The organism is Bradyrhizobium sp. (assembly GCF_017881085.1).
In the GTDB taxonomy this organism is placed as follows: domain Bacteria; phylum Pseudomonadota; class Alphaproteobacteria; order Rhizobiales; family Xanthobacteraceae; genus Bradyrhizobium.
The window spans coordinates 1-12343 of record NZ_JADGRI010000147.1; the positions used below are offsets into that span (position 1 = coordinate 1).

Annotated in this window: 12 protein-coding genes; 5 read left to right on the top strand and 7 right to left on the bottom strand. The window is 62.9% G+C overall.

Translation table 11 applies throughout. The features are described from left to right. Positions 1–1033, bottom strand: a 1033-nt coding sequence (locus QZ213_RS15320; protein WP_291686928.1) for a lytic murein transglycosylase, incomplete at its 3' end; no start/stop codon positions are given. A 6-nt stretch (positions 1034–1039) separates the two neighbouring features. Beyond that, positions 1040–2692 carry an energy-dependent translational throttle protein EttA gene (gene ettA / locus QZ213_RS15325; RefSeq protein WP_291686929.1) on the bottom strand — a complete coding sequence of 551 codons (1653 nt, stop codon included), beginning with the start codon at positions 2690–2692 and terminating at the stop codon, positions 1040–1042. Positions 2693–2943: 251 nt separating this feature from the next. Here ettA and QZ213_RS15330 point away from each other — a divergent pair, with 251 nt between their 5' ends. Beyond that, a complete protein-coding gene (locus tag QZ213_RS15330) occupies positions 2944–3177 on the top strand; it encodes a hypothetical protein (protein ID WP_291686930.1) in 234 nt (77 codons plus the stop codon). Positions 3178–3341: 164 nt separating this feature from the next. Next, on the top strand, positions 3342–4304 hold the full coding sequence (locus QZ213_RS15335; protein WP_291686931.1) for a D-2-hydroxyacid dehydrogenase family protein: 963 nt from the start codon (positions 3342–3344) through the stop codon (positions 4302–4304). Positions 4305–4417: 113 nt separating this feature from the next. Here QZ213_RS15335 and QZ213_RS15340 read toward each other — a convergent pair whose 3' ends face one another. Further along, positions 4418–5680: a L,D-transpeptidase gene (locus QZ213_RS15340; RefSeq protein ID WP_291686932.1), complete on the bottom strand. Its 1263-nt coding sequence runs from the start codon at positions 5678–5680 to the stop codon at positions 4418–4420. A 361-nt stretch (positions 5681–6041) separates the two neighbouring features. Here QZ213_RS15340 and QZ213_RS15345 point away from each other — a divergent pair, with 361 nt between their 5' ends. Further along, positions 6042–6890, top strand: a complete 849-nt coding sequence (locus tag QZ213_RS15345) for a hypothetical protein (RefSeq protein WP_291686933.1) — start codon at positions 6042–6044, stop codon at positions 6888–6890. A 62-nt stretch (positions 6891–6952) separates the two neighbouring features. On the opposite strand, the gene sseA is transcribed toward QZ213_RS15345, so the two are convergent. From sseA to QZ213_RS15360, 3 genes are all read right to left on the bottom strand, one after another. Further along, complete coding sequence (gene sseA / locus QZ213_RS15350) at positions 6953–7813, bottom strand: 3-mercaptopyruvate sulfurtransferase (RefSeq protein ID WP_291686934.1); 861 nt, start codon at positions 7811–7813, stop codon at positions 6953–6955. Between the two features lie 126 nt (positions 7814–7939). Beyond that, entirely contained in the window at positions 7940–8356 is a 417-nt protein-coding gene (locus tag QZ213_RS15355; protein ID WP_291686935.1) for a rhodanese-like domain-containing protein, read from the bottom strand. 55 nt (positions 8357–8411) lie between these two features. Beyond that, on the bottom strand, positions 8412–9587 hold the full coding sequence (locus QZ213_RS15360) for a VWA domain-containing protein (protein ID WP_291686936.1): 1176 nt from the start codon (positions 9585–9587) through the stop codon (positions 8412–8414). 110 nt (positions 9588–9697) lie between these two features. Between QZ213_RS15360 and QZ213_RS15365 the strand changes: the two genes are divergently transcribed. Together QZ213_RS15365 and QZ213_RS15370 are read left to right on the top strand one after the other, a co-directional pair. Further along, positions 9698–9943: a GlsB/YeaQ/YmgE family stress response membrane protein gene (locus QZ213_RS15365; protein WP_291686937.1), complete on the top strand. Its 246-nt coding sequence runs from the start codon at positions 9698–9700 to the stop codon at positions 9941–9943. Positions 9944–10043: 100 nt separating this feature from the next. Next, the gene (locus tag QZ213_RS15370) at positions 10044–10886 is read left to right on the top strand and encodes a MoxR family ATPase (RefSeq protein ID WP_291686938.1); all 843 of its coding nucleotides are present in this window, start codon (positions 10044–10046) and stop codon (positions 10884–10886) included. A gap of 875 nt (positions 10887–11761) precedes the next feature. Here QZ213_RS15370 and QZ213_RS15375 read toward each other — a convergent pair. Continuing rightward, positions 11762–12058 carry a hypothetical protein gene (locus tag QZ213_RS15375; protein ID WP_291686939.1) on the bottom strand — a complete coding sequence of 99 codons (297 nt, stop codon included), beginning with the start codon at positions 12056–12058 and terminating at the stop codon, positions 11762–11764. Positions 12059–12343: the final 285 nt, after the last annotated feature.

Consider the following 12343-nt stretch of genomic DNA (forward strand, 5'->3'; position numbering starts at 1 on the left):
TCGACGCCGACCACGGCGTCGCGAAGGCAAGCGGGCTCAGCATGCGATCGGCGAGGTGACCGACGAACAGCACATAGAGATCCGAAAAATTATATTCCTTGATCACGAAATAATTCTTCGTCGTCAGGAATGCCGGGCCGTAGATGCCCTCGGGCTGCAGCAGCGACGCCGGCTGCGCCTGCTCGGCCGCGCTGAGCTGTTCTCCGCGCACCGGGACAAAACCGGCGCGCAGCCAATCGCCGATCGGTTTTGTCACTTCCGGCACGCCCATGGTGCAATCGACATCGGCCGGCGCCTTCACCTCATAGGCCCAGCGCACCCCCTTCTGCCAACCCTTGTTGACGAGCTGCTGCGCGGCCGAGGCCAGCGCGTCCGGCACCGAATGCCAGATGTCCTTGCGGCCGTCGCCGTCGAAATCGACGCCGTGCTGATAGAATTCCGACGGCAGGAATTGCGTGAGCCCGGTAGCGCCGGCCCACGATGCGCGCAGATCCTTGCGCGTCACCTCGCCGTCGCCGATCATCTTCAACGCCAGGATGAACTCGTTGCGATACTTATCCTTGCGCCGGCCCACATAGGCCTGCGTCGCCAGCACGCGCACCTCGTCATAAGGCAGCGTGTAGCGGCCGTAATCGGTTTCACGGCCCCAGATCGCAAGCACGATAGTGGCGGGTACGCCGAAGCGGGCTTCGATCGCGGTCAGCGAAGGGCGATATTTCTGCAGGAGCCGCCGCCCCTCTTCCGCCAGCCGTCCGATGCTGGCTTCCTTCACATAATCGGCCGGCACCTGCACGAATTCGGCCTGCGACGGCGCGCCGGTCGCGGGACGTCCGGGCAGGATCAGGTCGGGCAGTTTGTAATCGGGCTCGAGACCGCGTGTCTCGGCGTCGAACGTCGCGCGCGAGACACCCGAGGCCTGCGCATCCGGCCACAGCGAGGCGATGAACTGCGTGAAGTCTGCGTCGGCGGCAAAAGCGGAACACGATCCACCGAGGACGGCGATCACCGCGATCACGAACGCCAGCCGGCTCATATCAACTCACCGCGTCAGCTTCTTGTATTTCAGGCGATGCGGGATGACGGAATCCTGCCCTAGCCTTCGCATCTTGTCCTTCTCGTAATCCTGGAAATTGCCTTCGAACCATTCCACATGGCTGTCGCCTTCGAAGGCCAGCATGTGGGTGGCGATGCGGTCGAGGAACCAGCGGTCATGGCTGATGATCACGGCGCAGCCGGCGAAATCCTCCAGCGCCTCTTCGAGCGCACGCAGGGTATCGACGTCGAGGTCGTTGGTGGGCTCGTCGAGCAGCAACACGTTGGCGCCTGATTTCAGCATCTTGGCGAGATGCACGCGGTTGCGCTCGCCGCCCGACAGCGCGCCGACCTTCTTCTGCTGGTCGGCGCCCTTGAAATTGAACGACGAGCAGTAGCCTCGCGAATTGACCTCGCGCTTGCCGAGGAGAATGAGTTCGTTGCCGCCGGAAATTTCCTCCCACACGCTCTTCTTGCCGTCGAGCGAGTCGCGCGACTGGTCGACATAGCCGAGATGCACGCTCTCGCCGACCGTGATGGTGCCCTTGTCCGGCTTCTCCTGCCCGGTGATCATCCGGAACAGCGTGGTCTTGCCGGCGCCGTTCGGGCCGATCACGCCGACGATGCCGCCCGGCGGCAGCTTGAAGGTGAGATTGTCGATCAAGAGCCGGTCGCCATATCCTTTGGTCAGGCCCTCGAAATCGATCACGTTCTGACCGAGCCGCTCGGCGACGGGTATCGTGATCTGCGCGGTCTGGGTCTGCTTCTCGCTGGCCTGCTTCAGCAAATCCTCGTAGCGCTGGTAACGCGCCTTGGACTTGGCCTGGCGCGCCTTCGGCGAGGCCGCGATCCACTCCTGCTCGCGCGCCAGCGTGCGCTGATGCGCGGCGTCTTCGCGGCCCTCCTGCTCCAGCCGCTTCTGCTTCTGCACCAGCCAGGACGAGTAATTGCCCTCGTAGGGAATGCCCTTGCCGCGGTCGAGTTCGAGAATCCAGCTCGTGACGTTGTCGAGGAAATAGCGGTCATGGGTGACGATCAGTATCGCGCCGGGATAGTTGCGCAGATGGCCTTCCAGCCAGGACACCGACTCGGCGTCGAGATGGTTGGTCGGCTCGTCCAGCAGCAGCAGGTCCGGCTGGTCGAGCAGCAATTTGCACAAGGCGACGCGGCGGCGTTCGCCACCGGAGAGTTTTGTCACGTCGGCATCGTCGGGCGGGCAGCGCAAAGCATCCATCGCCTGATCGACCTTGCTGTCGAGATCCCAAAGCCCCGCGGACTCGATCTGGTCTTGCAGTTTGGTCATCTCGTCGGCGGTTTCCTCGGAATAGTTCATCGCCAGTTCGTTGTACCGATCCAGGATCGCCTTCTGCTTGGCGACGCCCAGCATGACGTTGTCGCGCACGGATTTGGCGGGATCGAGCTGCGGCTCCTGTTCGAGGTAGCCGACCCGGGCACCCTCGGCGACCCAGGCCTCGCCGCTGTACTCCTTGTCGATACCGGCCATGATCCGCAGCAGCGTCGACTTGCCGGAGCCGTTGACGCCGAGCACGCCGATCTTGGCATCCGGGTAAAACGAAAGATGGACGTTATCGAGCACCTTGCGGCTGGGCGGGTAGGTCTTGGACAGACCCTTCATGAAATAGACGAACTGGCGCGCCATCGAGATCCCTGAAATCGAGAGGTTTTATGGAAATTTGCTGCCGCTGATGTAGCGGCGCGGCCCCCAAAGGGCAACCGCAGGCCGGCGTTTTCCATCCGTTCACCACGGATCATTACGGGGTTGATACCATGCCGGCGCCGGATCAGGACAATTGAAACCTTCTTTTAACAAATCGGCCCAAAACTGGCTCTCGACGTCTCAAAAGGCGTTCCCGGCGACAGAAGTCGCAGGCGAAAACAGCGGGCCGCGTCATGACAACCATCACGTCAGACTCCCTTTCCTCCGGCAAACGCGAACCCGCAATCCGGGGCTTTTGGCGCCAGTTCTTCCTCAGGGCATTCGACCCCTATCGGCCGGAACTGCACTATATGCGCGGTCCGGGCCCAGCCTGGCGCGCCAAGCACAAGGCGTTGTCACCCACGGTGCAATCGATGGCCGTCGAAATCCGGGCCGCCAAGGCGGCCAGGTCGCCGGCGCATTCATAACAGCCGACGGCTTTTCCCGAGCGCTTCCTAAGACGCATGCGCTTTTTCGAGCCGCGGGCGCTTTTTGGGCCGCGGCCGCTTGCGCGTTTACAAATTGCGCGCGACCATAGCTGCTTCCTGGACGGCAGTTTCCGGCCGTCATCATCGCTGAGACGGACCTTCCCATGACGCAGCTGCGCTGTGCAATTCTCGACGACTATATGGATCTGACATTGCGGATGGCGGACTGGTCAAAGATCAGCGATCGCGTCGACGTCAAAGCGTTCACCGAGCCCTTTGCTTCCACCGAAGCCGCGGCTGCCGCACTTGCGGATTTCGAGATCGTCTGCGCGATGCGCGAGCGCACGCCGTTTCCGCGGGCGTTGTTCGCGGCCCTCCCCAAGCTGAAACTTCTGATCACCTCGGGCATGCGCAACGCCGCGTTCGACCTGGAGGCCGCCAAGGACCACAAGGTGGCGGTATGCGGAACGCAATGGGGCCGCGACCCAACCGCCTCCCTGACCATGGGCCTGATCCTGGAATTGACCCGCAATATCGGCCGCGAGAGTGCACGCATGCATGCCGGCGAGTCTTGGCAGAAATTCATCGGCATCGAGATCGAGGGCAGGACGCTGGGGGTGGTCGGGCTCGGCAAGTTGGGCGCCAAGGTATCGGGGCTCGCAAAGGCGTTCGGCATGAACGTGATCGCCTGGAGCCCGAACCTGACAGCGGAGCGATGCAGGGAAATCGGCGTCGGCTACGCAAGCAAGGAAGAGCTATTCGCGACCGCCGACATCGTCACCGTCCACGTGGTGCTGAGCCAGCGTTCGCGCGGCCTGGTGGGAGCGGCCGACCTCGCGCGCATGAAGCCGACCAGCTACCTCGTCAACACCGCGCGAGGGCCGATCGTCGACGAAGCAGCACTGCTGGAGACCTTGAAAGCGCGCAAGATCGCCGGCGCCGCGGTCGATGTGTTCTCGGTCGAGCCGCTGCCGGTGGATCATCCCTTCCGCAAACTCGACAACCTCGTGCTGACGCCGCACCTCGGCTACACCACCGAGGAGGGTTTCCGCGCCCATTACAGCCAGATGGTCGAGGGCATCGACGTCTGGATCAAGGGCGGCGAGCCGCCGCGAAGATTGGCTTAATCCTTCAAGCGCATGTCAGCGTCATTGCGCCTGCCGGTTTGCTCGCCATGACGAATAAAAAAGGCCCGCTCCAGCGGGCCTTTTTGACGATGATCTTCTTTTGGTTGCTGACTTTAGCGCACCGTCACCGGCGCGGGCAGCGGCGGCACCACGGTCGGCTGCGTGCCGGCAACCGGCCCGGCGTTGGGTCCGGGGATCGGTGCCGCCGAGGCGGTCGTGGTCGAGGCCGGCGGCGCGCCGCCGGGCAGCACGACCACGCGGGTGCCGACCTTGACGCGATCGAACAGGTCCGAGACGTCCTCGTTCAGCATGCCGATGCAGCCCGACGAGACGAACTTGCCAATGGTCGAGGGCTGGTTGGTGCCGTGGATGCGGTACACCGTATTGCCGAGATACATCGCGCGCGCGCCCAGGGGGTTGCCGGGGCCGCCGGCCATGAAGCGCGGCAAATAGGGCTGACGATCGATCATTTCCGACGGCGGATGCCAATCCGGCCACTCGGCTTTACGGGTGATTTTCTGGACGCCGGTCCAGGTGAAGCCGTCGCGGCCGACGCGGACGCCGTAGCGGATCGCGCGTCCACCGCCCAGCACGTAATAGAGATAGGTGTTCGGGGTATCGACGATCAGCGTTCCCGCCGGCTCCTTGGTGGCGAACGCAACTTCCTGCCGGTGCAGGTTGGGCGCGAGTTCCACGGGAGCCGCCTCCGGCTGTTCATCCGGCGGCAGCGCGGACAGCACCATCGGCCTGCCGTCGGCCCCAATCGGCGCCGGCTGCACTGAACCTGTGACGCTGTTCGGAGCCGGAGCAGCGCCAGGCGCCGCGATAACCTCGGGCGGACGCATGGCGCGCTCGTCATTGGGATTGCCGGGTCCGGGAGCCCGGTCCGAATAGATCACCGCCGGCGGACCGCTGGGCCGGCCGTAACGCGGGTCGTCAGGCGACATGATCGGGCCCGCAGGGGCGCCGCGATCGGTATAGACCGGCGGGGCGCCGGCGGGGCGGCCATAGCGCGGATCATCCGGCGACATCACCGGCCCCAAGGACACGCCGCGATCGGTATAGATCGGCCGGGCGCCTTCGGGGTGCGCGTAACGCGGGTCATCCGGCGAAAGCACCGGACCGGGCGGCCGTAGCGCGGTCGAACTCTGTGCGTCCGGCGCCTCGTCGTCTTCCAGCGAATCGAAATCAGGCGCGCCGGGCCCGGGGCCGCGGCGATAGTCGGCCGGATAACCGCCGGGCGGATAAGGCTGCGGCGCAGTCGTATAGACCGCACCGGGCGGGGAAACCGGATAACCCTGCGCCAGCGCGAGCGAGGTTCCCGCCGCGCCTGCCATCAGGACAGCACAAATCGTCAGAATGCTTTTGCTCATCATCGCTCTTGTATAGTCCCCAGCCGACACCGGGCGGTTAACGGCAGATGGCTGAAGATAGCGGCGCATTCAAGACAAATCCGGCTGGATGGCGCCAGATTCGGCATATTGTGATCAGCAAGCAGCACCGTTGCAATCAAGCCTCACCGGCCGAAGAAACTGTCTTCCGGCGCGCCACGCGGCATAATTCCACCGAATTGTAACCAACGCCGCGGTCAACCTTGCGGTATCCTCGAACCAGCCTGATTCGCAGCGCGCTGGGCGGTGTCCGATGCGTCGCGACCGCGGCCGATTAAGTGGTCACCGCGTTCCCAGAGGCTCAAGGGCCTTCGCAAACCTCAAGCGAAGGCGGAATTCGCTGTCCATGCTGCCCGGCTTCCGTTTTTTGCTCGCCGCGACCTTCCTTTCCATGTCGATACTGGTCTTCGGGCTCGGCGCGGCAGCGCTGCTGCGCGCCGCCCACGAGCAGTTCGCCACCAACCCCTCCTGGCACGCCGCCCCCGAGGCCACGTTCGTGCAGCAGGTTGAACCCACGAGACCCGTGCTCGCGATGCTGCGGGTCGGGACGTCGGCTACGGAACAACAGGCATCGGGCAACACTTCCGCGGCCAATATTCCCGCAATTCCAGTTCCGCCCGAGCAGGCGGGGACCGCTCCGCCACCAGCCGAGCCCGAGACGATCGCCGCACTGAAACAGCCAGCCGCCGCAAATTCCGACATGTCGGCCTTGGAAAGTCCGGCCCCGAGCCAGGCAGCCGCGCCGCCTAGCGATGTACCGGCTTCCGATGTCGCAAAGATCGCAGCGGCGGCGTCCAGCAGCGCAGCCCAGGTCGCATCAATTGACCGGGCTGCACCGGAGCCGGGCTCGCCCACCGCGAATCAAGCTGTCCCGGCCGCAACGGACGTTGAAGCGGCGGCGTCTTCACCAGCGAGCGCGCCGGCTTCGCCGCTGGTCGACAGCGCCCCGACGAAAACCGCCATGCTGGACAGTCCATCCATCACCGTTGAGGCAAAGCCGCCGGTGACGGCCGTCAACGCCAAGCCCGACCCAAGCGTGGTCAAGAAGCAGTTGCGGGCACGGCGGGCGGCCCATCGCCGCCGGATGGCGGCGCGCGCAGCGCGGCTGGCGCGGCTGGCGGCGCAGCAGCAGGCGATCAACCCGTTTCAACAATTCGCGCAGCCGGCCGCCGCGGCGCCGATGCGCAGCCGCTGAACATCTGAGTTGCGCGTATTCTGATCGCAAACCGGTGCCCACTTTTGCGGAATACGCGCTAATCAGGCTGGCCCGGTCGCGACCTGCGGTCCGTCGGGCAGGCCCCATTCGGACCACGAGCCGTCGTAAAGTGCGCTGCCGCGCACGCCGAGCCGATACAGCGCGAGCGTCAGCACCAGCGCGGAAACGCCGGAGCCGCAGGTGGTCACGATCGGCTTTGTCATGTCGACGCCGGCGGCGGTAAAGGCTTTGCGCAATTCCTCGAGCGGCTTCATCGCGCCAGTCGCGGCGTCGAACAATTCGGCATAGGGCACGTTGCGGCTGCCGGGGATGTGGCCGCCGCGCAGGCCGGGCCGCGGCTCGGCCGCGGCGCCCTCGAAACGCGGACGCGGCCGCGCGTCGACCAATTGTTCGGCGTGCGTCGTCAGGTTGCCGACCAATTGCTGCTGGCTGCGCACATAGCTCGAATCGAATTTCGCGAGGAATTTCCCGGGCCTCGCCGTAACCTTGCCGGAATGCGTTGGGCGCCCTTCGCGCAGCCATTTCTTCAAACCGCCATCGAGTACCCGCACGTTCGGGTGCCCGAACGACAGGAACATCCACCACGCCCGGGGGGCAGCGACCCAGCCGCCGGAATCATAGGCCACCACGGTGTCGCCATTGGAAATGCCGAGCGCCGAGACGTCCCGCGCGAACTGTTCGGCAGTCGGATACATATGCGGCCGCGGATCATCGTGATCGGCGATGGCGTCGACGTCGAAAAACACCGCGCCCGGAATATGGCCGGTGAGATAATCTTCGACCGGCAGCGGCAGCACGCCGGGCAATTTGAAGGACGCGTCGATGATCTTGATCTTGGGATCGTCGAGACGGGCGGCGAGCCAGTCGGTGGTGACGAGCGGGTCGTCGGTTGGTGATGTCATGGGCTGCAATACTCCGGGCGTTTCCATTCTCGTCATTGCCCGGCTTGACCCGGCAATCCATCGCGCTTGAAGAAAATGTCTTCGGGAAGGGATGGACACACGGGTCAAGCCCGCGTGTGACGAACTTCACCCCTTCGGCTTCTTCGGCTCCCACTTCTCGATCGGACCGCCGGCATCGCGCCAGGCGGCAAAACCGCCGCCCATATGCGCGACCGGCTTCAGCCCCATGTCCTGCGCGGTTTTCGCCGCCAGCGCCGAGCGCATGCCGCCGGCGCAATGGAAGATGAACTTCTTGTCCTGCTGGAAAATCGGCTTGGCATAGGGGCTCGCCGGATCGATCCAGAATTCCAGCATGCCGCGGGTGCAGGAGAACGCCCCCGGTATTTTCCCCTCGCGCTCGATTTCGCGGGGATCGCGGATGTCGACGATCACGACGTCGTCGTTATGCGCGATCTTGATGGCGTCGACGGCGCTGACGGTTTCGATCTCGGCATTGGCCTCGTCGATCAGGGATTTGATGCCGCGGTGAATGGTCTGGGGCATTTTATCATACCTCTCAAATTGCATCATACCCGCGCGGTGCGACGAATGACGATGACTACCGCACCAGTTCCTTCATCGCGCCTTCGAGGCCTTCGATCGTGATCGGAAACATGCGCTCCGAAAACAGCCGGCGGATCAGGGTGGTGGATTCCGAATAGTCCCAGTGCCGCTGCGCCACCGGATTGAGCCACACCGCGTGCGGATAGGTGCGGGTGATGCGCTCGAGCCAGACCGAGCCGGCTTCCTCGTTGACATGCTCGACCGAGCCGCCGGGCACCATGATCTCGTAAGGGCTCATCGAGGCGTCGCCGACGAATACCACCTTGTAGTCGTGCGGATATTTGTGCAGCACGTCCCAGGTCGGGGTGCGGTTGGTGAAGCGCCGCTTGTTCTGCTTCCAGACGCCTTCATAGAGGCAGTTGTGGAAGTAGAAATATTCCATGTGCTTGAATTCGCTCTTAGCCGCCGAGAACAATTCCTCGACCTGCTCGATATGCGAATCCATGGAGCCGCCGATATCGAAGAACACCAATACCTTGACCGCGTTGCGCCGCTCGGGCCGCATATGCACGTCGAGATAGCCGTGGTTGGCGGTCTCCTTGATCGTGGTGTCGAGATCGAGTTCGTCGGGCGCGCCGGTGCGGGCAAATTTGCGCAGACGTCTCAGCGCGATCTTGATGTTGCGGATGCCGAGTTCGACATTGCCGTCGAGATCCCTGAACTCGCGGCGGTCCCACACCTTCACCGCGCGGTTGTTGCGGTTCTTCTCTTGGCCGATGCGGATGCCCTCGGGATTATAGCCTTCCGCGCCGAACGGCGAGGTGCCTGCCGTGCCTATCCACTTGTTGCCGCCCTGGTGCCGGCCCTTCTGCTCCTTCAAGCGCTGCCGCAACGTCTCCATGAGCTTGTCCCAGCCCAACGCCTCGATCTGCTTCTTCTCTTCCTCGGTGAGATATTTTTCGGCCAACTTCTTCAGCCATTCGGCGGGAATATCCGCCTTCTCCATGGCGTCGAGCAGGCTTTCCAGCCCCTTGAACACGGTGCCGAACACGCGATCGAACTTGTCGAGATTGCGCTCGTCCTTTACCAGGGCCGCGCGCGACAGATAGTAGAAATTCTCCACCGTCTGCTCGGCGAGGTCGGCGTCGAGCGCCTCCATCAGCGTCAGATATTCACGCAAGGTGACCGGGACCTGGGCGTCGCGCAGCGCTGTGAAGAATTGCAGGAACATGGATCACAGATTGCCCGCCATACCGCGAACGTCAAGGGCAGAGAGGCCTAGACCTGCAGGGTTTTTCAACTAGAATTGAGCCAACAGGGCTTTTTGGCGGGGCGTTATAAATGGGCATTTTAGCTGTCATCGTGATCGGCGCGATCGCCGGCTGGCTGGCCGGCCTGATCGTGCGCGGCGCCGGTTTCGGGCTGATCGGCAATATCGTGGTCGGCATTATCGGCGCGCTGGTCGCGAGCTGGATCTTGCCGCAGCTGGGCGTCAGTCTCGGCGGCAGCGCGTTTCACGATATCATCAATGCCACCATCGGCGCGGTGATCGTGCTCGTCATCCTGTCGCTGATCAAACGCGTGTGACAGCGCCCTTCATCCCCGCACCCATCACACAGGAAGCGGTTTCTCGTCCAGGCAACGGCGCGTGTCCGCGCTCAAGAACAAGCAACAAGGCAAAGACTCCATGAAATTCACCGGCACCAAGGACTACGTCGCCACCGATGACCTCAAGATCGCGGTCAACGCCTCGATCGTGCTCGAGCGCCCGCTGCTGATCAAGGGCGAGCCCGGCACCGGCAAGACCGTGCTGGCCGAGGAAGTCGCCAAGGCGCTCGGCGCGCCGCTTCTGACCTGGCACATCAAGTCCACCACCAAGGCGCAGCAGGGCCTTTACGAATACGACGCGGTGTCGCGCCTGCGCGACAGCCAGCTCGGCGATTCCAAGGTTTCCGACATCAGCAACTACATCAAGCGCGGCAAATTGTGGGAGGCCTTCACCCACGAAAAGCGCCCGGTGCTGCTGATCGACGAAATCGACAAGGCCGACATCGAATTTCCCAACGATCTGCTGCTCGAGCTCGATCGCATGGAGTTCTTCGTCTACGAGACCGGCGAGAACATCAAGGCGAGCCTGCGCCCGATCGTGATGATCACCTCGAACAACGAGAAGGAGTTGCCGGACGCGTTCCTGCGCCGCTGCTTCTTCCATTACATCAAGTTTCCCGACATCGACACCATGAACCGGATCGTCGAGGTGCATTTTCCCGGCATCAAGAAGCGCCTGGTGGAAGAAGCCTTGCGGATCTTCTTCGAGGTGCGCGAAGTACCGGGCTTGAAGAAGAAGCCGTCGACCTCGGAACTCCTGGACTGGTTGAAGCTGCTGCTCAACGAGGAGATGACGCCGGAAATGCTGCGGGAGCGCGATCCGCGCAAGCTGATCCCGCCGCTGCACGGCGCGCTGTTGAAGAACGAGCAGGACGTGCATCTGTTCGAGCGGCTGGCGTTCTTGAGCCGAAGGGAAGTTTGAGGGATTCGGTTTCAAACAGCGGCCGTCAACTCACGCCGTCATTGCCGGGCTTAACCCGGCAATCCATCTTCTTCCAAAAAAGTTCTTGCGAAGATTGATGGATGCCCGGGTCAAGCCCACGGCATGACGAGCATATGTTTTGCGTCAAACATTTCGATTCCAGACACAGCTTCGCGATCTCGCAGCGCAATTTGCCCGAGCTTTGCCACCAATTTCCTTGCCCTCTCATTCAGAGGGCGCAGGGAATGCCGGGCGCCCGATGCGCCCGATAGCCGCGTGTGCAACGATAGTGGTAGAACGCACACGCGTTAGTCAGGTCACACCGGAATCACCCGGCATTCCCCGCGCAATGGTTTACGGCTTATAACGCGCTCTCCCCGGTGACCGGGCTTTCTTGCCACCGTCGCCCACGGATCACTCCGCGAACTTGACACCAGCGTCGGGGTGTCAGGACCACACGACTTCGCCGTCCGCGTCAGCGCTGTTCGTCAAGCGCGCTGAAAGCGTCCACCGCATCCCGCCCCGCGTCCGTGACGATCGCGAGCCGCCCCTCTGTGGGACGGGACGGCGGGGGATATAGAAGTGATTTGCGTCTTCGGAAAACCAGAATATTTTTGCAAAGGGGGCTGGACAGGCAAATCACTGATTTGCCGGTCCGGGCACAAAAAGCCCGCCAGACACGGATAGCGAGTGCGACGGGATGAGCGCTTCGCGACACCCAGCGTGGTTGTCCCGAACAGGAGACCAACTATCGCTCGCGCCATCCGCCTTCGCTCTGCAAGCTTCGGCGGACGCGGTCGCTCGCTATCGCCTCAATCTTCGCGCATGTCTGCCATGGCACGTCTGCGGCCTGGCAAAGGGCTTAGAAGATGTCGTCAGGCTCGCTTCTTGTTGAATTTTGCGGCAAGCGCCTGCATGGCCGCGAGACCGTCGGGACTCGACGCCCACGCTTCTTCTTCCTCTTCGCTGGCTTCATAGTCTCCCTGCTTCACGCGTTCGCAAAGCTCAAGAGCGGCCCGCGTGCCGACCGTTGTCAGTTCTTCGCAAAGTGTCTTTTCAGGCATCGCGAGTGGAGAAAGGTAGTCGTGATAATAGCCCTCAGCGGCTCTTGAGGCCATGAGTGGCAGTCCTGCGTCGCGTAGCGCGGAAGCAAGAGCGTCCTTGGTGTGCATACGACCCTCCCACGGTTGAAAGTGAGATCTGAGCCAAACTGCTCACGTCGCACTGTACAAAACTGGTCATCACCACAGTTCTTTTCGCTGCGGTATTCGAGGAAGATGACGCGTTTGTTGAGGCAGGAAACTGCGCTGTCTATTCCTGGCCGAAACAATTATTATGTCGCCTTCCATTGTGCCGGGTATCCGGCGTCTTTGAGGGCGCATCAAAGGCGCCTAACAGGCGAATGCGCTAGGGCTGGGCATCAGCATTCAGGGAACCTTTCACCTCGTGAGCACATT